The sequence below is a fragment of the Streptomyces sp. NBC_00986 genome, assembly GCF_045162565.1.
Lineage (GTDB): Bacteria > Actinomycetota > Actinomycetes > Streptomycetales > Streptomycetaceae > Streptomyces.
Genome location: NZ_CP108733.1, coordinates 3,684,435 through 3,708,819, shown reverse-complemented (window position 1 = coordinate 3,708,819; position 24,385 = coordinate 3,684,435). Strand labels below are relative to the sequence as shown.

12 protein-coding genes, 1 tRNA gene and 2 rRNA genes are annotated in these 24,385 nt (G+C 67.7%); 12 read left to right on the top strand and 3 right to left on the bottom strand.

Features of this window, described 5'->3' with window-relative positions; translation table 11 throughout:
• The first annotated feature begins 76 nt into the window (after positions 1–76).
• The 4 genes from OG504_RS15845 to OG504_RS15830 all read left to right on the top strand — a co-directional run bounded on the left by OG504_RS15845 (position 77) and on the right by OG504_RS15830 (position 4,355).
• Positions 77–3,198: ribosomal RNA gene (locus OG504_RS15845) — 23S ribosomal RNA — on the top strand.
• A gap of 93 nt (positions 3,199–3,291) precedes the next feature.
• Positions 3,292–3,408: ribosomal RNA gene (gene rrf / locus OG504_RS15840) — 5S ribosomal RNA — on the top strand.
• 113 nt (positions 3,409–3,521) lie between these two features.
• Positions 3,522–4,184 (top strand): DegT/DnrJ/EryC1/StrS family aminotransferase, encoded by a 663-nt coding sequence (locus OG504_RS15835; protein ID WP_405996346.1) that lies wholly within the window; start codon positions 3,522–3,524, stop codon positions 4,182–4,184.
• A 95-nt stretch (positions 4,185–4,279) separates the two neighbouring features.
• Positions 4,280–4,355 (top strand) — tRNA-Thr (locus OG504_RS15830).
• A gap of 54 nt (positions 4,356–4,409) precedes the next feature.
• Here OG504_RS15830 and OG504_RS15825 read toward each other — a convergent pair.
• On the bottom strand, positions 4,410–7,160 hold the full coding sequence (locus OG504_RS15825; protein ID WP_390160246.1) for a SpoIIE family protein phosphatase: 2,751 nt from the start codon (positions 7,158–7,160) through the stop codon (positions 4,410–4,412).
• 379 nt (positions 7,161–7,539) lie between these two features.
• On the opposite strand from OG504_RS15825, the gene OG504_RS15820 reads away from it, so the two are divergent.
• From OG504_RS15820 to OG504_RS15785, 8 genes are all read left to right on the top strand, one after another.
• The gene (locus OG504_RS15820) at positions 7,540–13,005 is read left to right on the top strand and encodes a HAMP domain-containing protein (RefSeq protein ID WP_405990419.1); all 5,466 of its coding nucleotides are present in this window, start codon (positions 7,540–7,542) and stop codon (positions 13,003–13,005) included.
• A gap of 286 nt (positions 13,006–13,291) precedes the next feature.
• Positions 13,292–13,975: a two-component system response regulator gene (locus OG504_RS15815; RefSeq protein ID WP_405990418.1), complete on the top strand. Its 684-nt coding sequence runs from the start codon at positions 13,292–13,294 to the stop codon at positions 13,973–13,975.
• Positions 13,976–14,098: 123 nt separating this feature from the next.
• A complete protein-coding gene (locus OG504_RS15810) occupies positions 14,099–16,807 on the top strand; it encodes a DNA translocase FtsK (RefSeq protein ID WP_405990417.1) in 2,709 nt (902 codons plus the stop codon).
• A 264-nt stretch (positions 16,808–17,071) separates the two neighbouring features.
• Positions 17,072–17,929, top strand: a complete 858-nt coding sequence (locus OG504_RS15805; protein WP_318019198.1) for a RodZ domain-containing protein — start codon at positions 17,072–17,074, stop codon at positions 17,927–17,929.
• 110 nt (positions 17,930–18,039) lie between these two features.
• Positions 18,040–19,512 (top strand): 30S ribosomal protein S12 methylthiotransferase RimO, encoded by a 1,473-nt coding sequence (gene rimO, locus OG504_RS15800; protein ID WP_405990416.1) that lies wholly within the window; start codon positions 18,040–18,042, stop codon positions 19,510–19,512.
• Positions 19,509–20,327 (top strand): CDP-diacylglycerol--glycerol-3-phosphate 3-phosphatidyltransferase, encoded by an 819-nt coding sequence (gene pgsA, locus OG504_RS15795; protein ID WP_405990415.1) that lies wholly within the window; start codon positions 19,509–19,511, stop codon positions 20,325–20,327. Before rimO ends, pgsA begins: the two co-directional genes overlap by 4 nt.
• A complete protein-coding gene (locus OG504_RS15790) occupies positions 20,324–20,869 on the top strand; it encodes a CinA family protein (protein ID WP_405990414.1) in 546 nt (181 codons plus the stop codon). The genes pgsA and OG504_RS15790 overlap by 4 nt, the downstream gene beginning before the upstream one ends.
• Before the next feature lie 109 nt (positions 20,870–20,978).
• Positions 20,979–21,353: a helix-turn-helix domain-containing protein gene (locus OG504_RS15785; protein WP_019060943.1), complete on the top strand. Its 375-nt coding sequence runs from the start codon at positions 20,979–20,981 to the stop codon at positions 21,351–21,353.
• Positions 21,354–22,259: 906 nt separating this feature from the next.
• On the opposite strand, the gene OG504_RS15780 is transcribed toward OG504_RS15785, so the two are convergent.
• Together OG504_RS15780 and OG504_RS15775 are read right to left on the bottom strand one after the other, a co-directional pair.
• Positions 22,260–23,024, bottom strand: a complete 765-nt coding sequence (locus OG504_RS15780) for an SDR family NAD(P)-dependent oxidoreductase (RefSeq protein ID WP_405990413.1) — start codon at positions 23,022–23,024, stop codon at positions 22,260–22,262.
• Positions 23,025–23,056: 32 nt separating this feature from the next.
• A complete protein-coding gene (locus tag OG504_RS15775; protein WP_405990412.1) occupies positions 23,057–24,043 on the bottom strand; it encodes a DNA-formamidopyrimidine glycosylase family protein in 987 nt (328 codons plus the stop codon).
• Positions 24,044–24,385: the final 342 nt, after the last annotated feature.

Below are 24,385 nucleotides of genomic sequence, written 5' to 3'. Positions count from 1 at the left end.
TAAAAATCTGCTTCGGTGGGTTGTGACGGGTGGTTGGTCGTTGTTTGAGAACTGCACAGTGGACGCGAGCATCTGTGGCCAAGTTTTTAAGGGCGCACGGTGGATGCCTTGGCACCAGGAACCGATGAAGGACGTGGGAGGCCACGATAGTCCCCGGGGAGTCGTCAACCAGGCTTTGATCCGGGGGTTTCCGAATGGGGAAACCCGGCAGTCGTCATGGGCTGTCACCCTTGCCTGAACACATAGGGCAAGTGGAGGGAACGCGGGGAAGTGAAACATCTCAGTACCCGCAGGAAGAGAAAACAACCGTGATTCCGGGAGTAGTGGCGAGCGAAACCGGATGAGGCCAAACCGTATGCGTGTGAGACCCGGCAGGGGTTGCGTATACGGGGTTGTGGGATCTCTCTTCTGTCGTCTGCCGGCGACAGGACGAGTCAGAAACCGTTGATGTAGGCGAAGGACATGCGAAAGGTCCGGCGTAGAGGGTAAGACCCCCGTAGTCGAAACATCAACGGCTCGTTTGAGAGACACCCAAGTAGCACGGGGCCCGAGAAATCCCGTGTGAATCTGGCGGGACCACCCGCTAAGCCTAAATATTCCCTGGTGACCGATAGCGGATAGTACCGTGAGGGAATGGTGAAAAGTACCGCGGGAGCGGAGTGAAATAGTACCTGAAACCGTGTGCCTACAAGCCGTGGGAGCGTCGCGCATCAAGTTTACTTGGTGCGTCGTGACTGCGTGCCTTTTGAAGAATGAGCCTGCGAGTTTGCGGTGTGTTGCGAGGTTAACCCGTGTGGGGAAGCCGTAGCGAAAGCGAGTCCGAATAGGGCGGTTTAGTAGCGCGCTCAAGACCCGAAGCGGAGTGATCTAGCCATGGGCAGGTTGAAGCGGAGGTAAGACTTCGTGGAGGACCGAACCCACCAGGGTTGAAAACCTGGGGGATGACCTGTGGTTAGGGGTGAAAGGCCAATCAAACTCCGTGATAGCTGGTTCTCCCCGAAATGCATTTAGGTGCAGCGTCGTGTGTTTCTTGCCGGAGGTAGAGCACTGGATAGGCGATGGGCCCTACCGGGTTACTGACCTTAGCCAAACTCCGAATGCCGGTAAGTGAGAGCACGGCAGTGAGACTGTGGGGGATAAGCTCCATGGTCGAGAGGGAAACAGCCCAGAGCATCGACTAAGGCCCCTAAGCGTACGCTAAGTGGGAAAGGATGTGGAGTCGCAGAGACAACCAGGAGGTTGGCTTAGAAGCAGCCACCCTTGAAAGAGTGCGTAATAGCTCACTGGTCTAGTGATTCCGCGCCGACAATGTAGCGGGGCTCAAGCGTACCGCCGAAGTCGTGTCATTCATACAATAGGGCCAACGCCTGTATGGATGGGTAGGGGAGCGTCGTGTGCCGGGTGAAGCCGCAGCGGAAGCTAGTGGTGGACGGTTCACGAGTGAGAATGCAGGCATGAGTAGCGATACACACGTGAGAAACGTGTGCGCCGATTGACTAAGGGTTCCTGGGTCAAGCTGATCTGCCCAGGGTAAGTCGGGACCTAAGGCGAGGCCGACAGGCGTAGTCGATGGATAACCGGTTGATATTCCGGTACCCGCTGTGAAGCGTCAAACATCGAGCATCGTGATGCTAAGGCCGTGAAGCCGTTCCGGACCCTTCGGGGAATGGAAAGTGGTGGAGCCGCCGGCCCAAGCGGTTAGTAGGTGAGTGATGGGGTGACGCAGGAAGGTAGTCCATCCCGGGCGGTGGTTGTCCCGGGGTAAGGGTGTAGGACGTGGTCTAGGCAAATCCGGATCACACATAGTCTGAGACCTGATGCCGAGCCGATTGTGGTGAAGTGGATGATCCTATGCTGTCGAGAAAAGCCTCTAGCGAGTTTCATGGCGGCCCGTACCCTAAACCGACTCAGGTGGTCAGGTAGAGAATACCGAGGCGTTCGGGTGAACTATGGTTAAGGAACTCGGCAAAATGCCCCCGTAACTTCGGGAGAAGGGGGCCATCACCGGTGAGAGGACTTGCTCCTTGAGCTGGGGGTGGCCGCAGAGACCAGCGAGAAGCGACTGTTTACTAAAAACACAGGTCCGTGCGAAGCCGTAAGGCGATGTATACGGACTGACGCCTGCCCGGTGCTGGAACGTTAAGGGGACCGGTTAGTCCAACTTCGGTTGGGCGAAGCTGAGAACTTAAGCGCCAGTAAACGGCGGTGGTAACTATAACCATCCTAAGGTAGCGAAATTCCTTGTCGGGTAAGTTCCGACCTGCACGAATGGCGTAACGACTTCTCGACTGTCTCAACCATAGGCCCGGTGAAATTGCACTACGAGTAAAGATGCTCGTTTCGCGCAGCAGGACGGAAAGACCCCGGGACCTTTACTACAGTTTGATATTGGTGTTCGGTTCGGCTTGTGTAGGATAGCTGGGAGACTGTGAAGCTTGGACGCCAGTTCAGGTGGAGTCGTCGTTGAAATACCAGTCTGGTCGTGCTGGATGTCTAACCTGGGTCCGTGATCCGGATCAGGGACAGTGTCTGATGGGTAGTTTAACTGGGGCGGTTGCCTCCTAAAGAGTAACGGAGGCGCCCAAAGGTTCCCTCAGCCTGGTTGGCAATCAGGTGTTGAGTGTAAGTGCACAAGGGAGCTTGACTGTGAGACCGACGGGTCGAGCAGGGACGAAAGTCGGGACTAGTGATCCGGCGGTGGCTTGTGGAAGCGCCGTCGCTCAACGGATAAAAGGTACCCCGGGGATAACAGGCTGATCTTCCCCAAGAGTCCATATCGACGGGATGGTTTGGCACCTCGATGTCGGCTCGTCGCATCCTGGGGCTGGAGTCGGTCCCAAGGGTTGGGCTGTTCGCCCATTAAAGCGGTACGCGAGCTGGGTTTAGAACGTCGTGAGACAGTTCGGTCCCTATCCGCTGCGCGCGCAGGAACATTGAGAAGGGCTGTCCCTAGTACGAGAGGACCGGGACGGACGAACCTCTGGTGTGCCAGTTGTTCTGCCAAGGGCATGGCTGGTTGGCTACGTTCGGGAGGGATAACCGCTGAAAGCATCTAAGCGGGAAGCCTGCTTCGAGATGAGTGTTCCCACCCCCTTGAGGGGTTAAGGCTCCCAGTAGACGACTGGGTTGATAGGCCGGATCTGGAAGGCGGGTAACCGCTGGAGGTGACCGGTACTAATAGGCCGAGGGCTTGTCCTCAGTTGCTCGCGTCCACTGTGTTGGTTCTGAAACCACGAACAACCCCATGTCCAGGGCCACTGGGTGTGGTGCGGTTGATGTGTTTCATAGTGTTTCGGTGGTCATAGCGTGAGGGAAACGCCCGGTTACATTCCGAACCCGGAAGCTAAGCCTTACAGCGCCGATGGTACTGCAGGGGGGACCCTGTGGGAGAGTAGGACGCCGCCGAACGAATATTGAAAGGGTTGGATCCTGAACTTCGGTTCGGGGTCCAACCCTTTTTTGTTTGCCGTCACTTGAAGTTCACGTTGCGCAATCACCATCCGAGCATGGGTACTGCTGCAATGCTCAGGGCCGCAGGCGTCGGACTCGGTGACGAGGTCGTCGTGCCGGCGTTCGGGAACGTGGAAGTCGCCGAGGCCGTCACCCTCGCGGGTGGCCTGCCGGTGTTCGCCGACATAGATCCGGTGACCTACTGCCTGGACGCGTCCGCTGTCGAAGCGGCCGTAACTCCGCGTACCGCGGCGATAGTTGTCGTACATCGATTTGGTCGGTCCGCTGATGTCGGGCGGTTGCTCGGGGTCGGGCAGCGGCATGGGCTGCTGGTGTTGCAGCAGGGGGAGTCCGAGGCGCCGTATGACGAAGTCGCTCAGCGGCGGGAGCGGGCTGCCTACCTTGATGCGAAGTTGCGTGGGGTGCGGACGCCCGATGGTGGGGACGGGCACACCTACCAGCAGTACGTCGTGCGGGTGCCGGGGAACGGGCGGCCGGATCGTGACGCCTTTGCTCGGGCCGTGCGTGGCAGGGGAGTTGGGTGCCGGGTGCCGGTGAAGACTCCTGTGCATCGGCTGCCGGAGTTTCGGCGGTGTGTGGCTCTGCCGGAGACCGAGCGTGCCGCGGACGAGACGCTGGCGCTGCCGGTGGACGCCTCGTTGACTAAGCGGGAGATGCAGAGGATCGTTTCTGCGTGCAACGCGCTCGGCGGATTGTTGCAGCCCGCTTTCTGATCGAGTCGGGGTCGGGCGGCGGTGGTTGGGCGCACGGGTCTGTTCGGGGTATGATTCTTTTCGTCGCCGCGAGGGAAACCTCGGGAAAGCGACAGGCCCTCTTAGCTCAGTCGGTAGAGCGTCTCCATGGTAAGGAGAAGGTCAACGGTTCGATTCCGTTAGAGGGCTCCAGACATCAGAAGGCCCCGCCCAATTGGGCGGGGCCTTCTGCGTGTTCGGGGTCGGTCAGTCCTTCTGGAGGCCCGGGACGCGCATTGCGAGGATCGCCATGTCGTCGGAGGGGGCGTCCGACGCGAAGCGTTCGACCGCGCGCATCACGCGGGCCGCTACGGCTCCCGCTGTGAGGCCCGTGCAGGTCGTGAGGACGTCGGTGAGGCCGTCGTCGCCGAGCATGCGGGTGCCCTCGCGGCGTTCGGTGACGCCGTCCGTGACGCACAGGAGGACGTCTCCGGGGTCGAGGGTGACCGTCTGCTCGTAGAGCTCCAGGTCGTCCATGACGCCGAGGAGCGGCTGGGGTTCGGCGGCCGGTTCGACCGTGCCGTCCTGGCGGAGGCGGAGCGGGAGCGGGTGGCCGGCGCAGACCACCTTCAGTTCGGCGCTGCCGTCCTCCTGGGGCCACAACTCGCCGTAGAGGAGGGTCAGGAAGCGGCTGCGGGCTCCCTCGTCGAGGATGGCGGAGTTGAGGCGCTCCAGGACCGCGGGGCCGCCGAAGCCCTCCCTGGCGAGCAGGCGGAGGGCGTGGCGGGCCAGGCCGGTGACCGCGGCCGCCTCGGGTCCTGTGCCGCAGACGTCGCCGATGGCGAAGCCGTAGACGCCGTCTCGGATGGGGAACAAGTCGTAGAAGTCGCCGCCTACTTCGTTGCCCTCGCCGGCCGCGCGGTAGATGACCTCGACCTCGACGCCCTCGATGTGCGGGAGGTCGGGGGGCAGGAGGCTGCGCTGGAGGGACTGGCTGATGGCCGTGCGCTCCGAGTACAGGCGGGCGTTGTCGAGGGCGAGGGCGGCCCGGCGGCTCAAGTCCTCGGCCAGTTCCAGGATTTCCTGGCGGAAGTGTTCGTCGGTGGGCTTGCCGAGGGTCAGCATGCCGATGACGCGGTTGCGGGCGACCAGGGGGAGGACGACCGTCTCGCCGCCAACTGCGGAGGCGGTGGCGAGAGTTGGGCCGATGCCCGAGCTGACGCGGCGGGTGGGTTCGCCGAGGCCGAGGCTGCGCATGGAGGTGCGCAGGGCAGCCTGGTGGGCGGCCTCGGCGGGGGCGGCCCAGACGCGGGCGCCGGGGGTGGGGACCGGGTCCGGAGGGGCGATCTTGGAGAGCAACGACTTGATGCCGTCGATGAGTTCCTCGTCCTCGTGAAGGACGTACGAGAGGTACGGGTCCGAGGACTGGTCGGCGATCGTGTAGACCGCGCACCAGGTGGCGAGCGTCGGGACCGTCATCTGGGCCATCAGGGCCAGGGTCTGGTCGCGGTCCAGGGTGCCCGCGAGGAGGTCGGAGGCCTCGACCAGGAAGCTGAGCGAGCCGCGGCGCAGGCGTTCCAGTTCGCCCAGGCGGGCCGACTCGACCGCCAACGCGATCCGGTCGGCGGCGAATTGGAGGCGTAGCGCCTCTTCGTTCGAGTACTTGTTGGGGCCTTCGGCGGCCACTCCCAGGGAGCCGGTGAGGCGGCCCTCCACTTTCAGGGGGACCGTGACGACCGAGCGCATTCCGGTGCCGCTCAGGAGTGGTACGGCGCCCGGGACGGCCTGGAGGTCCTCGTGGACGGCCGGCATGCGGGCGGAGCCGTAGCGGCCGGGGCCCGCCTCGACGGGCACGCGCGCGAAGCGCTGGCGGGCGGAGGGCAGGCCGGTGGAGGCGCGGACCTCCAACTCCGTTTCGTCGTCGGTCGCGAGGAGGAGGAAGGCGGAGTCTCCGTCGAGCATGTCGCGGGCGCGCTCGACCGTGCGCTGGAGGAGGCCGTCGAGGTCGTCCGGCGCGGGGGAGCCGATGAACACCTCGAAGGGGTCGGTGTTCTGGCCGTCCGGGGTGGACGCCGCGTCGGGGGCGGGGCCGCGCAACGGGGTCTGCAGAACCGCGCGTTCGTGGTCCCTCACCAGGAGGCACACGGTTGACGGCTCGCCGTCAGTGTCGCGGACGCGGAGGTGGGAGGCGTAGACCGGGGTCACCCGGCCGTCGGCGCCGCGGATCCCGTAGGTGCCCTCCCAGCGGGAGAGGCGGAGGGCCTCGGCGATGCCGGTGCTGGTGCCCGGGGTGTGCGGCCAGGCGGCGAGGTCGGTGAGGGGCTTGCCGGTGACCTGCTCGGCGGCGTAGCCGAAGAGTTCCTCGGCGTCCTCGTTCCAGGACGCGATGGAGCCCGTGCGGTCGATCTGGACGACCGCGACGCGGACCCTGCCGTCGGCGAGCGGGAGGAGGGCGGCCGGGAGGGACGGGCCGGCGGCGCGGGTGCCCACCGGGCGTGCGGGGAGGTCGAGTTGGAACCAGACCAGCTTCTTCGTGGGGGTGTAGTCGACGCCCCAGCGGCTGGCCAGGGCCGCGCACAGCTGGAGGCCGCGGCCGCCCTCGCGGTCGGGGCTGCTCATGGTGATCGCGGCCCCCTGGAGGGGGATCTCGCGCTCCGGGTAGTGGTCGGCGACCTCGATCCTCGCGCCGTCGTCACTCCTTAGGCACAGGACATCCGCGGCCGTGCCCGCGTGGACGACGGCGTTGGTCACCAGCTCGCTGGTGAGGACCACGGCGTCGTCGATGATGTCGGCGAAGCCCCAGCCCTGAAGGGTGTCGCGGACGAAGGACCGCGCGGTGGCGACCGATCGTCCGACGGGCTCGAAGCTGGCGGCCGCGCGCGCGGTGATCACAGAACTCCTCGGCCTGTTGTCGGCGGGCAGGTCACCATGGCCGATCGGCGCCTGCCGGGGCACCGGCTGGTTTCCGGTCGGCGGGGGATCCTGGGGCGTTCCCCCAGGATGCAGTCCGGTGGTCATGGTGCGGTGCCCCTCCGATGCCTGCCCGCTCGTGCTCGTGCCACCGCCCAGGCCGGACGGAACCGGCGCGGCTGGACAGCCGCATGCAAGGTTACTTACCTTCACCGTCCATGCGGATGCCGGTCCACAGTGTTTCCGTCCTCAGGGTGTGCGGACCGTGTGCGAAGCTGCCGAACTGTTATGGCCTGGTTCAGGCAGGGTGAAACACTGGGCAGGATTCTGGTGAAGGTCCGGGCAGGCCGGGTGTCTTCTGTGGACGGAGGACACCACACCCTGTTGAAGCCCGGTAAACCGGGCAGAGATACGCGGCGGAACCTGATACGCCGAGCAGTAGCACACCGGCACAGCAGTAACGGTCGACCCCTGCGGGAGGGACACAGTGGAGTCTGGCGCAGCGACGCGGGCCACCAAGACGCGCGCGAAAGGCGGACAGTCCCTGAAGAACCAGCGCAAACCGCGCAATGGGACCACGGAAGTGGACGCGGCCTCCTTGGACCGGCTGCTGACGGCTCTGGTCTCCATGCGGGACGGGAACTTCCGCAAGCGGCTCACGGTGTCCGGCGACGGCGTGATGTCGGAGATCGCCGCCGTGTTCAACGAGGTGGCCGACCGCAATCTGCACCTCACGGGTGAGCTGTCGCGGGTGCGGCGCATGGTGGGCCGTGAGGGAAAGCTCACGGAGCGGCTGGAGACGGGCGCCTGCGAGGGTTCCTGGGCGTCGGCCATCGATGCCTCCAACGCGCTCGTGGACGACCTCGTACGGCCCGTCTCCGAGGTCGGACGGGTGCTGTCCGCGGTGGCCGAGGGTGATCTGTCGCCGCGCATGGAGCTGAGGACGCAGGCGCCGGACGGGACCGGGCATCCGCTCCGCGGGGAGTTCCTGAAGGTCGGGCGGACCGTCAACAACCTGGTCGACCAGCTGTCGACGTTCACCGACGAGGTCACGCGCGTGGCCAGCGAGGTGGGCACTGAGGGCAAGCTGGGCGGGCAGGCACGCGTGCGTGGCATGTCCGGCTCGTGGAAGGACCTCACGGAGTCGGTCAACACGATGGCGTACCGGCTGACGGCCCAGGTGCGGGACATCGCGCTGGTGACGACGGCGGTCGCCAAGGGTGACCTGTCGCGGAAGGTCACCGTCCATGTCGCCGGCGAGATGCTGGAGCTCAAGAACACCGTCAACACGATGGTGGACCAGCTGTCGTCGTTCTCCTCCGAGGTGACGCGAGTCGCCCGTGAGGTGGGCACCGAGGGCGAGCTGGGCGGTCAGGCGCAGGTGCCGGGTGTGGCCGGGGTGTGGAAGGACCTCACCGACTCGGTGAACATCATGGCCGGCAACCTGACGGCCCAGGTGCGCGGGATCGCACAGGTGACGACGGCGGTCGCCAACGGTGACCTGTCGCAGAAGGTGACCGTGTCGGCGCGGGGCGAGGTCGCACAGCTCGCCGAGACGATCAACCAGATGACCGAGACGCTGCGGACGTTCGCGGACGAGGTCACGCGCGTGGCCAACGAGGTCGGTGCCGAGGGGCAGCTCGGCGGGCAGGCGAACGTGCCGGGTGCGGCGGGAACGTGGAAGGACCTCACCGATTCGGTGAACACGGTCTTCCGGAACCTGACGATCCAGGTGCGGGACATCGCCGCCGTGACGACGGCCGTGGCGAGCGGTGACCTGTCCCAGAAGGTCACCGTGAACGTGGCCGGCGAGATGCTGGAACTGAAGAACACCGTCAACGGGATGGTCGACCAGCTGTCCTCGTTCGGTGCCGAGGTCACGCGCGTGGCGCGCGAGATCGGTGTCGAGGGTGAACTGGGCGGCCAGGCACAGGTACCGGGCGCGGCCGGGACGTGGAAGGACCTGACGGACTCCGTCAACACGGCGTTCCGCAACCTCACCGGACAGGTGAGGAACATCGCGCAGGTGACGACGGCCGTGGCCAACGGCGACCTGTCGCAGAAGGTCACCGTCGACGTGTCCGGCGAGATGCTTCAGTTGAAGAACACCGTGAACACGATGGTGGACCAGTTGTCGTCGTTCGCCGACCAGGTGACCCGGATGGCCCGTGACGTGGGCACCGAGGGACGACTGGGCGGTCAGGCGCGCGTGGACGGCGTCTCGGGCACCTGGAAGGAGCTCACCGACTCCGTCAACTCGATGGCCGGGAACCTGACTTCCCAGGTGCGCAACATCGCCCAGGTGACGACGGCGGTGGCCCAGGGCGACCTGTCCCAGAAGATCGACGTGGACGCGCGCGGCGAGATCCTGGAGCTGAAGAACACCATCAACACGATGGTCGACCAGCTCTCCGCCTTCGCCGACCAGGTGACCCGGGTCGCGCGCGAGGTGGGCACGGAGGGGCGCCTGGGCGGGCAGGCGCAGGTGCCCGGTGTCGCCGGTGTGTGGCGCGACCTGACCGACTCGGTGAACGGCATGGCCGGCAACCTCACCGCGCAGGTCCGCAACATCGCCCAGGTCGCGACCGCGGTGGCCCGGGGTGACCTGTCCCAGAAGATCACCGTGGACGCGCGCGGGGAGATCCTGGAGCTGAAGAACACCCTGAACACGATGGTCGACCAGCTGTCCTCGTTCGCCGAGGAGGTCACGCGTGTGGCCCGCGAGGTGGGCACCGAGGGGCAGTTGGGCGGGCAGGCCGAGGTGCAGGGTGTCTCCGGCACCTGGAAGGACCTCACGCAGTCGGTGAACTTCATGGCGAACAACCTGACCATCCAGGTGCGCCAGATCGCCGAGGTCACGACCGCCGTAGCCAAGGGCGACCTCTCCAAGAAGATCACCGTCGACGCCAAGGGCGAGATCCTCGAACTCGTCACCACGGTCAACACGATGGTCGACCAGCTGTCGTCCTTCGCCGAGCAGGTGACCCGGGTGGCCCGTGAGGTGGGCACCGAGGGCATCCTGGGCGGCCAGGCGCACGTGCCGGGTGTCACGGGCATCTGGAAGGACCTCAGCGGCAACGTCAACCTGATGGCCAACAACCTGACCATGCAGGTGCGGAACATCTCCCAGGTCGCGGCGGCCGTCGCCAACGGCGACCTGACGCGGACGGTGACGATCGAGGCGCGCGGCGAGGTCGCGCAGCTCGCCGACACCTTCAACACCATGGTGAAGACGCTGAGTTCGTTCGCCGACCAGGTCACCAAGGTGGCCCGCGAGGTGGGCACGGACGGCATCCTGGGCGGGCAGGCGCGCGTGCCCGGTGTGGCCGGCACGTGGAAGGACCTCACCGAGTCCGTGAACGGGATGGCGTCCAACCTGACCGGTCAGGTGCGCAACATCGCGATGGTCACCACGGCCATCGCCAAGGGCGACCTGACCAAGAAGATCGACATCGACGCCCGCGGCGAGATCCTCGAACTGAAGACGACGATCAACACGATGGTCGATCAGCTGTCCTCGTTCGCCGAGGAGGTCACCCGGGTCGCCCGAGAGGTGGGCACCGAGGGTCAGCTGGGCGGTCAGGCACGCGTGCGTGACGTCGACGGCACCTGGCGCGACCTCACCGAGTCGGTGAACGAGATGGCCGGGAACCTGACCCGGCAGGTGCGTGCCATCGCGCGCGTGGCGACCGCGGTGACCCGCGGCGACCTGAACCTGAAGATCGACGTCGACGCGGCCGGCGAGATCCAGGAACTGCAGGACTACATCAACAAGATGATCGCCAACCTGCGCGACACCACGATCGCCAACAAGGAGCAGGACTGGCTCAAGGGCAACCTCGCCCGCATCTCCGCGCTGATGCAGGGCCGCCGCGACCTGGACGACGTCGCCTCGCTGATCATGAGCGAGCTGACGCCGGTGGTCTCCGCGCAGCACGGCGCGTTCTTCCTCGCGCTGCCCCTGGCGGACGCGGAGGGCGAGGAGGCGTACGAACTGCGCATGCTGGGGTCGTACGGCTACTCCATGGGGTCCATGCCGACCTCGTTCAGGCCCGGTGAGGCGCTGATCGGGACGGCCGCCCAGGAGCGGCGCACGATCCTCGTGGAGAACGCGCCCAGCGGCTATCTGAAGATCTCCTCGGGGCTCGGGGAGGCGCCGCCCGCGCAGGTGATCGTGCTGCCGGTGCTGTTCGAGGGCAAGGTGCTCGGGATCATCGAGCTGGCCTCCTTCACGCCCTTCACGCACATCCAGAAGGACTTCCTCAACCAGATCGCCGAGATGATCGCGACCAGCGTCAACACCATCTCCGTCAACACCAAGACGGAGGTGCTGCTGAAGCAGTCGCAGGAGCTGACCGAGCAACTCCGGGAGCGGTCGGCCGAGTTGGAGAACCGGCAGAAGGCACTCCAGTCGTCGAACGCCGAACTGGAGGAGAAGGCCGAGTTGTTGGCCCAGCAGAACCGCGACATCGAGGTCAAGAACACCGAGATCGAGGAGGCGCGGCAGGTCCTGGAGGAGCGTGCCGAGCAGCTCGCGGTGTCGATGCGCTACAAGAGCGAGTTCCTCGCCAACATGTCGCACGAGCTGCGCACGCCGCTCAACTCGCTGCTGATCCTGGCCAAGCTGCTCGCCGACAACGCGGAGGGGAACCTCTCCCCGAAGCAGGTCGAGTTCGCCGAGACGATCCACGGCGCGGGGTCCGACCTGCTCCAGCTGATCAACGACATCCTGGACCTGTCGAAGGTCGAGGCGGGCAAGATGGACGTCTCCCCGACGCGTATCGCGCTCGTCCAACTCGTCGACTACGTAGAGGCCACTTTCCGCCCGCTGACCGCGGAGAAGGGCCTCGACCTGTCCGTACGGGTGTCGCCGGAACTGCCCGCCACCCTGCACACCGACGAGCAGCGCCTCCTCCAGGTGCTGCGCAACCTGCTGTCCAACGCGGTGAAGTTCACCGACTCCGGGGCGGTCGAGCTGGTCATCCGGCCGGCCGGCGCGGATGTGCCGGTGGCGATCCGGGAGCAGCTCCTGGAGGCCGGTTCCCTGCGGGACGCGGACGCCGGTCTGATCGCGTTCTCGGTGACCGACACCGGAATCGGGATCGCCGGCAGCAAGATGCGGGTCATCTTCGAGGCGTTCAAGCAGGCGGACGGTACGACCAGCCGCAAGTACGGCGGTACGGGCCTCGGGTTGTCGATCTCCCGGGAGATCGCGCAGTTGCTCGGCGGCGAGATCCACGCGCAGAGCGAACCGGGACGCGGCTCGACGTTCACGCTGTATTTGCCGCTGCACCCCAGCGAACTGCCCCCGCAGGGCTACCAGCAGCTGCCCGCGCTGGAGGCGGGCGACCTGGTGGCATCGTCGGCGGCGGAACTCGCCGAGCTCTCCGAGCGGAGCGAGGTGGACTTCGAGACGCCGGCCGAGGTGAAGTCGTACCACGAGACGCAGAACGGTGCCGCCGCGCTCTTCAGGCGCCGCCGCAGGGCCGTCGAGCAGTCCACGCAACTGGGGCAGACCGTACGGGACCAGTGGGCGGCACCGGAGTCGCCGCCGCCGTCGCGCCGGGGCATCCGGTTCGGCGGGGAGAAGGTGCTGATCGTCGACGACGACATCCGCAACGTCTTCGCGCTGACCAGTGTCCTGGAGCAGCACGGCCTGTCCGTGCTGTACGCGGAGAACGGCCGTGAGGGCATCGAAGTCCTGGAGCAGCACGACGATGTGACGGTCGTTCTGATGGACATCATGATGCCCGAGATGGACGGATACGCGACGACGACGGCGATCCGCAGGATGCCCCAGTTCGCTGGGCTGCCGATCATCGCGCTGACCGCGAAGGCGATGAAGGGCGACCGGGAGAAGGCGATCGAGTCCGGCGCCTCGGACTACGTCACCAAGCCGGTCGATCCCGATCACCTGCTGGCGGTGATGGAGCAGTGGATGCGCACGGAGTGAAGGAAACGACCGGACTTGACGGGAAAGCAGTGGGAACGGTGCGGGGAACGTCCGGTGGCCACGCGGAGTTGCTGACTCAGTGTGGCCGGGGCCGTGTAGAAGCACGGGATTCGGGGAACCTTCTGGTCTCCCGCTGCGTTTCTGCTACGTGCACAGTGACAACACGGTGACAGGGTGTGGCGACGGGCGGGGTGCGGCTACCATGACCGGCACAAGGACGGACGGCGCAAGAGAGTCGTCCCCTGGGGCGGCGCCCGGTGCACATCCGGGGCGAGGAGGGCGGGCCATGGTGCAGAAGGCCAAGATCCTCCTGGTCGATGACCGGCCGGAGAATCTGCTGGCGCTGGAGGCCATCCTCTCTGCGCTCGATCAGACACTGGTTCGGGCATCGTCCGGGGAGGAAGCGCTCAAGGCACTGCTGACGGACGACTTCGCGGTCATTCTGCTGGACGTCCAGATGCCGGGCATGGACGGTTTCGAAACCGCCGCGCACATCAAGCGACGGGAGCGGACCCGGGACATCCCGATCATCTTCCTCACCGCGATCAACCACGGCCCGCACCACACCTTCCGAGGTTACGCGGCGGGCGCGGTCGACTACATCTCCAAGCCGTTCGACCCATGGGTGCTGCGCGCGAAGGTCTCGGTCTTCGTCGAGCTCTACATGAAGAACTGCCAGTTGCGGGAGCAGGCGGCGTTGCTGCGGCTCCAGTTGGAGGGCGGCGGCAAGCCCGCGGCCGGTGCGGCCAAGGAACCGGCCGGACTGCTCGCCGAGCTGTCGGCGCGGCTCGCGGCCGTCGAGGAGCAGGCGGAGGCGTTGTCCAAGCAGCTCGACGACGAGTCGGCGGACGCGGCGGCTGTGGCGACCGCGGCTCATCTCGAACGCAAACTCACCGGGCTGCGCAGGGCACTCGACGCCCTGGAGCCGGGCACGGGCAGCGGAGCGAATTCGGTCCCGTCGCAGAACTGACGTCCGCCGCGGGCGCAGTTGTGCGTGAGCGGCCGTCAGTTCCCGGTCCCGTACGGGCGACACGAACGGGTGAAGCAGTGGGCACACGTGTCCGCTGCCGTCTCCACAGGTAACCTCACACCTATGGCCTCACGTCCCTCCGCAGCCAAGAAGCAGCCCGCCAAGAGGGCTGCTCCGGCGAAGGCTCCGGCGAAGAAGGCCGCTGCGAAAAGGGCCCCCGCGAAGAAGGCGGCCGTCAAGAAGACCGCCCGCCCGGCGCCCAGGCCGGCTCCCAGCCCCACCGGGGGCATCGTCAAGCTCGTGCGCGCCGTCTGGCTCGGCACCGCGCACGCCGTCGGCGCGGTGTTCCGCGGCATAGGGCAGGGCGCGAAGAACTTGGACCCGGCACACCGCAAGGACGGCGTCGCACTGCTGCTGTTCGGCCTCGCGCTGATCGTCGCCGCCGGCACCTGGGCCGATCTGCGCGGCCCGGTCGGCGACCTCGTCGAGATCCTGGTGACCGGCGCCTTCGGCCGACTCGACCTGCTCGTGCCGATACTGCTCGCGGTGATCGCCGTGCGCTTCATCCGGCACCCCGAGAAGCCCGAGGCCAACGGCCGCATCGTGATCGGCCTGTCCGCGCTCGTCATCGGCGTGCTCGGCCAGGTCCACATCGCCTGCGGCGCGCCCGCCCGCAGCGACGGCATGCAGGCCATAAGGAACGCCGGCGGCCTCATCGGCTGGGGGGTGGCGACCCCGCTGACGTACACGATGGGCGAGGTCCTCGCCGTACCCCTCCTCGTGCTGCTCACGGTCTTCGGGCTGCTGGTCGTCACGGCCACGCCCGTCAACGCCATCCCGCAGCGCCTGCGGCTGCTCGGCGTGAAGCTGGGCATCGTCCACGACTTCGACGACGAGGACGAGTTCGTCGGCGAGGACGACGAACGCTACGACGAGCAGTGGCGCGAGGCGCTGCCCGCACGCCCCCGCAAGCGCGGGAGCGCCCCCGAGGCCTACGACCCCGAGAGCGCCGAGCAGGACGCCCTCTCCAAGCGCCGGAGCCGCCCCCGGCGCTCCGCGGTGCCCCAGCCCGACATGAACCGCCCCATGGACGCCGTGGACGTCGCAGCGGCCGCCGCAGCGGCGCTCGACGGGGCCGTCCTGCACGGCATGCCGCCCTCGCCGATCGTCGCCGACCTCACCCAGGGCGTGCGCGTCGGGGGAGACCGCGAGGACACCACCCCGACGCCCGTCCCGGCTCCCGCCGCGCGCCCCAAGCAGGAGAAGCTCAAGGGCGAGGTCATGGACCTCACGAAGGCGCCCCCGGAGGAGCCCCGCGACCTCCCGCCGCGCGCCGAGCAACTCCAGCTCTCCGGCGACATCACGTACTCGCTGCCCTCGCTCGACCTCCTCACGCGCGGGGGCCCCGGCAAGGCGCGCAGCGCCGCGAACGACGCCGTGGTCGCCTCACTGACGAACGTCTTCTCCGAGTTCAAGGTCGACGCCGCCGTCACCGGCTTCACGCGCGGGCCCACGGTCACGCGCTACGAGGTGGAGCTCGGCCCCGCCGTCAAGGTCGAGCGGATCACCGCCCTCACCAAGAACATCGCCTACGCCGTCGCCAGCCCCGACGTGCGGATCATCAGCCCGATCCCCGGCAAGTCCGCGGTCGGCATCGAGATCCCGAACACGGACCGCGAGATGGTCAACGTCGGCGACGTCCTGCGCCTCGCGGACGCGGCCGAGGACGACCACCCGATGCTCGTGGCGCTCGGCAAGGACGTCGAGGGCGGCTACGTCATGGCCAACATGGCGAAGATGCCGCACATCCTGGTGGCCGGTGCCACCGGCTCGGGCAAGTCGTCCTGCATCAACTGCCTGATCACGTCGATCATGTGCCGCGCGACCCCCGAGGACGTCCGCATGGTCCTCGTCGACCCCAAGCGCGTCGAACTGACCGCCTACGAAGGCATCCCGCACCTGATCACGCCCATCATCACCAACCCGAAGAGGGCCGCCGAGGCGCTCCAGTGGGTCGTACGCGAGATGGACCTCAGGTATGACGACCTCGCGGCCTTCGGGTACCGGCACATCGACGACTTCAACCAGGCCATCCGCGACGGCAAGCTGAAGACTCCGGAGGGCAGCGAGCGGGAGCTCAAGACCTATCCGTATCTCCTGGTGATCGTCGACGAGCTGGCCGACCTGATGATGGTCGCGCCGAGGGACGTCGAGGACTCGATCGTGCGCATCACACAGCTCGCGCGCGCGGCCGGCATCCACCTGGTGCTCGCTACGCAGCGGCCGTCCGTCGATGTCGTCACCGGTCTGATCAAGGCGAACGTGCCCTCCAGGCTCGCGTTCGCCACCTCGTCCCTGGCCGACTCGCGGGTCATCCTCGACCAGCCCGGCGCAGAGAAGTTGATCGGCAAGGGTGACGGACTGTACCTGCCGATGGGTCAGAACAAGCCCACCCGTATGCAGGGCGCCTTCGTCACCGAGGACGAGATCCACGCCGTCGTGCAGCACTGCAAGGACCAGATGACCCCGGTCTTCCGGGAGGACGTCACCGTGGGCACCAAGCAGAAGAAGGAGGTCGACGAGGAGATCGGCGACGACCTCGACCTGCTGTGCCAGGCGGTCGAGCTGGTCGTGTCCACGCAGTTCGGCTCGACCTCGATGCTCCAGCGCAAACTGCGCGTCGGCTTCGCCAAGGCCGGGCGGCTCATGGACCTCATGGAGTCCCGGGGCATCGTCGGACCCAGCGAGGGATCCAAGGCGCGTGACGTTCTTGTGAAGGCCGACGAGGTGGATGGCGTGCTCTCGGTGATCCGCGGGGAGTCTGAAGGGTAGGCGTCCGCCGAAAGGTCCGCCGAAAGGATGCGACCGTGATCCACCCGTTAGAGATCCTCGGGCAACCGTTTCCCTTTGCCGTACGTCAAGTTGAGCGAGAAGACAGATCGGGCTCCCACCATGGGGTCCGTGTCTGGCTCGCCGTCGGGCGCTCCGGCCATACCGATGGCGTACAAAGTCCCACCGCCCGGTTGCCCCACCCTTCAGTACCCCCCCTAGACTGAATTTCCAGCACAGGCGGCTACACGCTCGAAAGGCGCCCCCGTGTCCATCGGCAACTCCCCTGAAGACGAGCGTCCGTTCGAAGACGGTCGTTCCTCAGACGGTCATGAGGAAGAAGCCCGCCCTTCCGTCGGCCGAACCCTGCAGCAGGCACGTATCGCCGCCGGGCTGACCGTCGACGACGTCAGCAGTGCCACCCGGGTCCGTATCGCCATCGTGCACGCCATCGAGGCCGACGACTTCACGCCCTGCGGCGGTGACGTCTACGCCCGCGGGCACATCAGGACCCTCGCCAGGGCCGTCCACATCGATCCCGCCCCCCTCCTCGCGCGCTACGACGACGACCACGGCGGACGCCCGGCCCCGACACCGGCGGCGCCCCTCTTCGAGGCGGAACGTATCCGTCCCGAGCGGCGGGGCCCCAACTGGACCGCGGCCATGGTCGCCGCGATCGTCGCGGTCGTCGGCTTCGTCGGGTTCACGGCGTTCAAGGGCGGCGACAGCGACAGTGACGCCGCGTCACAGGTCACCCAGGGGGCCACGCCCAGCGCCAGCAAGCCCGCCGCGCCCAAGCCCTCGAACACCACCGCCACGCCCAAGTCCGACCCCTCCGACAGTGCCATCGCCGCCGCGCCGCAGGACAAGGTGACGGTCCAGGTGAGCGCGGTCGACGGCCGCAGCTGGATCTCCGCCAAGGACCACAACGGCCGGATGCTCTTCGACGGACTCCTCAAGAAGGGCGAGTCGAAGACCTTCCAGGACAGCTCGAAGGTCAACCTGATCCTCGGCGACGCCGGTGTGATCCAGCTCTACGTCAACGGCAAGAAGATCGAGGACGACTTCCAGCCCGGAGCGGTGGAGCGCCTCACGTACACGAAGGGCGACCCCGAGGTCGGTTAGGACCTCCAGGCCGGTTCACCGGTCCGACGGGATGCTTGTTCAAGGGGTTGGCCAAGATCGGCCAGCCCCTTCGACGTGGGGTGTCAGTGGGACGAAGTAGTCTTGAGCCCATGCCTGAACGCCGTACCGTCGCACTCGTCACTCTTGGCTGCGCCCGTAACGAGGTGGACTCGGAGGAGCTCGCAGGCCGCTTGGAGGCGGACGGCTGGCAACTCGTGGAGGACGCCGAGGACGCGGACGTCGCCGTCGTCAACACCTGTGGCTTCGTCGAGGCCGCCAAGAAGGACTCCGTCGACGCCCTCCTCGAAGCCAATGACCTCAAGGGTCACGGCAGAACGCAGGCCGTCGTCGCGGTGGGCTGCATGGCCGAGCGGTACGGCAAGGATCTCGCCGAGGCGCTGCCCGAGGCCGACGGAGTGCTCGGCTTCGACGACTACGCCGACATCTCCGACCGCCTGCAGACCATCCTGAACGGCGGCATCCACGCCTCGCACACCCCGCGCGACCGCCGCAAGCTGCTGCCGATCAGCCCCGCCGAGCGGCAGGAGTCCGCCGCCGACGTCGCGCTGCCCGGCCACGGCCCGGTCGACCTCCCGGACGGCCTCGCGCCCGCCTCGGGCCCCCGCGCGCCCCTGCGCCGCCGTCTGGACGGTTCCCCGGTCGCCTCGGTGAAGCTCGCCTCCGGCTGCGACCGCCGCTGCTCCTTCTGCGCCATCCCGTCCTTCCGCGGCTCCTTCATCTCCCGCCGCCCGAGCGACGTCCTGAACGAGACGCGCTGGCTGGCCGAGCAGGGCGTCAAGGAGATCATGCTGGTCTCCGAGAACAACACGTCCTACGGCAAGGACCTGGGCGACATCCGCCTCCTGGAGACGCTGCTGCCCGAGCTCGCGGACATCGACGGCCTGGAGCGGGTGCGGGTCAGCTACCTCCAGCCCGCCGAGATGCGCCCCGGACTCATCGACGTGCTCACGTCGACGCCGAAGATCGCGCCCTACTTCGACCTGTCCTTCCAGCACTCCGCGCCCGACGTGCTGCGCTCCATGCGCCGCTTCGGCGACACGGACCGCTTCCTCGAACTGCTCGACACCATCCGTTCCAAGGCCCCGCAGGCCGGCGTCCGCTCGAACTTCATCGTCGGCTTCCCCGGCGAGACCGAGTCCGACCTGGCCGAGCTGGAGCGCTTCCTGAACGGCGCGCGCCTGGACGCCATCGGTGTCTTCGGCTACTCCGACGAGGAGGGCACGGAGGCGGCGACGTACGACAAGAAGCTCGACCAGGACGTCGTGGACGCGCGGCTCGCGCACATCTCCCGGCTCGCCGAGGAACTCGTCTCGCAGCGCGCCGAGGAGCGCGTCGGAGAGACCGTGCACGTGCTGGTCGAGGCGGTGGACTCCGAGGACGGCGCCTACGGCCGTGGTGAGCACCAGGCACCGGAGACGGACGGCCAGGTGCTTCTCACGAGCGGCGAAGGCCTGAGCGTCGGCCGTATGGTCGAGGCGAAGGTGGTCGGTACGGAAGGTGTCGACCTGGTGGCCGAGCCGCTCCTGGGCTCGCTCGCGTGTAGTGAGGAGGCGGGCAGATGACCGGAGTCCCGGCATCGGCGGCGGGCGACACCTCCAGCGCGAGCGGCACGCCCGTGAGCGCGGGTTCCGGTGGCGCCTCTTCCGGCGCGATGTCGGGCAACGTCTCCGGCGGTGTCCCTTCCGGTGGAGCCCCGGCCGGCGGTGCCTCGTCGGGTGTCGTCGAGACCGGTGTGCCCGGTGGTCCGAGGCCGGCGCGCGGTGCGAAGGTCGTCGCCGCGGCCGTCAACCAGGCAAGCGTCTGGAACATCGCCAACTTCCTGACCATGCTCCGGCTGCTGCTCGTCCCCGGCTTCGTCGCGCTGATGCTGGCCGACGGCGGGTACGACCCGGCGATGCGTTCGTTCGCGTGGGCGGCGTTCGCCATCGCCATGATCACCGATCTGTTCGACGGCCATCTGGCGCGGACGTACGACCTCGTCACCGACTTCGGGAAGATCGCCGACCCCATCGCCGACAAGGCGATCATGGGCGCGGCGCTGATCTGTCTGTCCTCGCTCGGCGATCTGCCGTGGTGGGTGACCGTCGTCATCCTCGGCCGGGAACTCGGGATCACGCTGCTGCGTTTTGTTGTCATCCGGTACGGCGTCATTCCCGCGTCGCGCGGCGGCAAGCTGAAGACGCTCGTCCAGGGCGTGGCCGTAGGGATGTATGTGCTGGCGCTGACGGGGTGGCTGGCCACGCTGCGGTTCTGGGTGATGGCCGCGGCCGTGATTCTGACCGTGCTGACCGGGCTGGACTATGTGAGACAGGCCATTGTGCTGCGCAGGCAGGGAATCGCCGAGCGGATGGCGGCGTCGGAGGAGACGGAAGCGTGAGTTCCACGGCCACTGAAGTGGTGCGACTACTGACGGTGAGCGGGGCGACGCTCGCTGTCGCCGAGTCGCTCACCGGTGGTCTGGTTGCGGCGGAGATCACATCGGTGCCCGGAGCCTCCAAGGCCTTCCGCGGTTCGGTCACCGCCTACGCCACCGAGCTGAAGCACCAGCTGCTCGGTGTCGACGCCGCTCTGCTGGCCGAGCGCGGAGCTGTGGACGCGCAGGTCGCGGCCCAGATGGCGGTCGGCGTGCGGAAGGCGCTGGGTGCCGACTGGGGCATCGCGACCACCGGCGTGGCGGGCCCGGAGCCGCAGGACGGACAGCCCGTGGGCACCGTCTTCGTGGCCGTGGACGGCCCCTTTCGACCTGATTCGGATGCCGCCGGTGGCGGGAAAGTGGCCGCGCTGCGGTTGAACGGCGGCCGGGCGGAAATTCGTATGGAGAGTGTACGGAGCGTACTCGCGCTGCTTCTGGAGCGGCTCGTGAGCGAACAGACCGGGAATGAGCGGACACAGGATACGGAACAGAACGGGGGGTTTTGATGTTTGCAGCCCTGAGTGAACACGACATCGCTCCCCGCACGGCCGCGGCGCAAGGCGGTACGGTGGGGCGAGAAGGATGCGGCTACGCGGTCCGAGGAGGGAGCCACCGATGATTCTGCTCCGTCGCCTGTTGGGCGATGTGCTGCGTCGGCAGCGCCAGCGCCAGGGCCGTACTCTGCGCGAAGTCTCCTCGTCCGCCCGAGTCTCACTCGGCTATCTCTCCGAGGTGGAGCGGGGGCAGAAAGAGGCTTCCTCTGAACTGCTGTCCGCCATCTGCGACGCGTTGGACGTACGGATGTCCGAACTCATGCGGGAAGTGAGCGACGAGCTCGCTCTCGCCGAGCTGGCCCAGTCTGCTGCGGCCACCGGTTCTGTGCCCACGTCGGTACGTCCGATGCTGGGTTCCGTGTCGGTGACCGGTGTGCCACCGGAACGGGTGACCATCAAGGCCCCCGCCGAGGCGGTGGACGTGGTCGCCGCGTGACGCTCACGCTGGTGTAGACCGATGAGGCACTGACCAGCCTCAGTGAAGTGTGCGGGCCCCGGCCGGGGCTTCTCCAGGGAGATCTGGAGGGGTGCGGTCGGGGCTTTTCGCGTTTGCAGGGGGCTCACACGTGGCCCGTACGGCCGGCGCGGTCCGTTTGCCGGGGTGGCCCGGTGCGGTCATGGTTGAGGCGAGTGGTGCGTCCGTGTGCCGTTGATGCGCCCTTCTCGCGGGTGACCGTGACGTTCTAGCGTCGGGCTGGAGGTGGGGCCATGGCGGGGCGAATAGCACGCTGGGGGCTCGCGCTCGGGCTCTGCGCCGTGTGGTGGTGGGCGGTGCTGCGGCTCGCGCTGACCCCGCACGCCGGGGCGCTGGAGGGGGCCGTAGCGGCCGGGGGGTGGGGGCTGAGTCTGCTTCCGGTGCACTGCATGCCGAAGGCCCGGGCGGTGGGGGCTGTGGCTACGGGGCGGTGGCGGGCGGCTTGGCGGGGGTCTGTCGTGCCGGTTGGCGGGGTGTCGCCGGATGTTGGCTTTACGAGCACTGGGGTGTGGCCGGACCCTGGGGTGATGGATGTTGGGGTGTCGCTCGACCCTGGGGTGATGAGCGCTGGGGTGTGGCGGGACCCGGGCGGGGCGGACGTTGGGGTGATGCCGGGTCCGGGCGGGACGGGTACCGGGATGACGGACGTTGAGGTATCGCCGGACCCCGGGGTGACGAGTGCTGGGGCGTGGCCGGGCCCGGGCGGGACGGGCGCTGGGATGACAGATGCTGGGGTCACGTCGGACTTGGACGTGACGGACGCCGGGGTGTGGTCGGCGGACGGGCCCTTGCCGGGTGACGGACCATCGTCGGGCGCTTGGCCGTCGTCGGCCCCCGGACCGGAGCCGGGCGCCGAGTCGGTGCCTGTTACCAAGGCATCGCCACGCCGCCGTTCGGGCGGAGGATCTGGCCCGTCGTGAACGACGACGCGTCCGACGCCAGATGCAGCACGGCGTGGGCGATGTCCTCCGGCTCACCTACCCGGCCCAGTGGTGACAGCCGGACCATCAACGCCTCGGTGCGGGCCTGTACCTCGGCCTCGTGGTGGTCGGTCATGGGTGTGCGGACCCAGCCCGGCGCGACCGCGTTGACGCGGATGCCGTGCCGGCCCAACTCCGTCGCCAGCGTCTTCGTCAGCTGGACGACGGCCGCCTTGGTCACGCTGTAGCAGAGCAGTCCGGCTCCTCCCGTGTCGATCGCGCCCGACGCCATGGTGACGATGCTGCCCCTGGTGCCACGGTCGAGCATCAGCCGGGCCGCCTCCTGGCAGGCGTACAGGACGCCCTTGAAGTTGACGTTCAGCACCCGGTCGAGATCCTCGTCCCGGGTCTCCAGCACGGTGCTGCTGTGCATGATCCCGGCGACCGCGGCCATGACGTGCAGCTCCTCGCAGGAGTCCACGGCCTCCTTCAGTTGGGCGCGGTCGGTGACGTCGAGGTGGTGGGTGCGGGCGATGCCGCCCTTGTCCTTGATCAGGGTCGCCGTCTCGTGCAGGCCCTGCGCGTCGCGGTCGGCGCAGTGCACGGTGGCGCCCGCCTCGGCGAGCAGTACGGCGGAGGCGCGGCCGATACCGCTGGCGGCGCCGGTGACGAAAGCGGTGCGTCCGGTGAGGTCGTACGCCTTGACGGGCATGAACCGACCGTACGAGGGTTTCTGACGGGTCGTCAATTAGTCGTACGGTGCTGAGTTCCGCGGGGTGGGGTGGCGCCCGGGGCCGGTCCTATCTGGCAGGTCGGGCACCAGTAGGTGGGGCGTTCGCGGGAGCCGTCGCCCTGGTTCGCCGTGCGGATGGGGGTGTTGCAGCGGAGGCAGGGGCGGGGGGCTCGGCCGTAGACGAAGAGGTCAGGGGTGTGGGGACCTGTGGGGTGGTGGGGTGTAGTGCCGGGGAGTGGGGTGCGGGTGCGTGGGGCGGGGTGGGCTGGAGTGCCGGGGGCTGAGGTGCGGGCGTCTGGAGCGCGGTGGGTTGGGGTGCGGTTTGGGTTCGGGGTGTTGTTCGTGAGGGTGCTTGTGGTGTTGCGGACGGGGCGGTCGCGGTTGGCTTCCAGGAGGCGCTTGGCGATGGCGGGCAGCTTCGCGGCGCGGTCGGCGGGGAGTGCGCCGATGGGGAGCCACGGGGTGGCGCCCAGGAGGAAGCAGAGTTCGCTTTTGTAGATATTGCCGATGCCGGCCAGGTTGCGCTGGTCGAGCAGGGTCTCGCCGAGGGGGCGGGCGGGGTCCGCGAGGAGGTTGGCGAGGGCCAGTTCGGGGTTCCAGTCGGGGCCCAGGAGGTCGGGGCCGAGGTGGCCCACGGTGCGGTGCTCGTCGGTCGTGCGGAGGAGTTCGAGTACGGGGAGGCGGTAGCCGACGGCCGTGCGGTCGACGGTGCCGAGGATCACGCGGATCTGGTGGGCCGGGCCGCCGCCGCTCCAGCGCTGACCGTTGGCGTACACCCTCCAGGTGCCGTCCATCCGCAGGTGCGAGTGGAGGGTCAGGCCGCCCTCGATACGGGTCAGCAGGTGTTTGCCCCGGGGCGTGACGTCCAGGACGGTGCGGCCGGTGAGGTCTGCCGTGGCGTACTTGGGCACGCGGAGGTCGCTGCGGGTCAGCACCTTTCCCGCGAGGGCCGTGTGGAGGCGCTTTGCGGTCTGCCAGACGGTGTCGCCTTCAGGCATGGGTCAAGGGTGACATGGGGTGGGCGTGGGGGTGGGTTGGGGCGAGGGGCTGCGCAGGGTGGGAAGAGGAGCGGCGCGGGATGAGAAGGGGCTCGAGGGGAGGGGAGCACGGGGAGTGAGGCGGCGTGGGGGAGAGGGGACTCGGGGTGAGGGCAGGTTGGGGTGGAGGTGGCCTGGGGCGAGGGGCTGCGCGAAGTGAGCGCCGGGATGAGGCAGGGGCGGCACGAGGTGAGGGTCAGCTTGGGGTGAGCGGGGGCGCGGGGGCAGGGGCGGTTCGGGTTGGGAGGTGGCTCGGGTGAGGGGCGGCTTGGGTGAGTCGTGGCCGAACCCCGGGACGCCGTT

Excerpts from the sequence above, each read along its gene's own strand:
- OG504_RS15780 (WP_405990413.1), bottom strand. The coding sequence starts at position 23,024 with ATGCCCGTCAAGGCGTACGACCTCACCGGACGCACCGCTTTCGTCACC.
- OG504_RS15815 (WP_405990418.1), top strand. The coding sequence starts at position 13,292 with ATGGTGCAGAAGGCCAAGATCCTCCTGGTCGATGACCGGCCGGAGAAT.
- pgsA (WP_405990415.1), top strand. The coding sequence starts at position 19,509 with ATGACCGGAGTCCCGGCATCGGCGGCGGGCGACACCTCCAGCGCGAGC.
- rimO (WP_405990416.1), top strand. The coding sequence starts at position 18,040 with ATGCCTGAACGCCGTACCGTCGCACTCGTCACTCTTGGCTGCGCCCGT.
- OG504_RS15825 (WP_390160246.1), bottom strand. The coding sequence starts at position 7,160 with ATGACCACCGGACTGCATCCTGGGGGAACGCCCCAGGATCCCCCGCCG.
- OG504_RS15835 (WP_405996346.1), top strand. The coding sequence starts at position 3,522 with ATGCTCAGGGCCGCAGGCGTCGGACTCGGTGACGAGGTCGTCGTGCCG.
- OG504_RS15810 (WP_405990417.1), top strand. The coding sequence starts at position 14,099 with ATGGCCTCACGTCCCTCCGCAGCCAAGAAGCAGCCCGCCAAGAGGGCT.
- OG504_RS15785 (WP_019060943.1), top strand. The coding sequence starts at position 20,979 with ATGATTCTGCTCCGTCGCCTGTTGGGCGATGTGCTGCGTCGGCAGCGC.
- OG504_RS15775 (WP_405990412.1), bottom strand. The coding sequence starts at position 24,043 with ATGCCTGAAGGCGACACCGTCTGGCAGACCGCAAAGCGCCTCCACACG.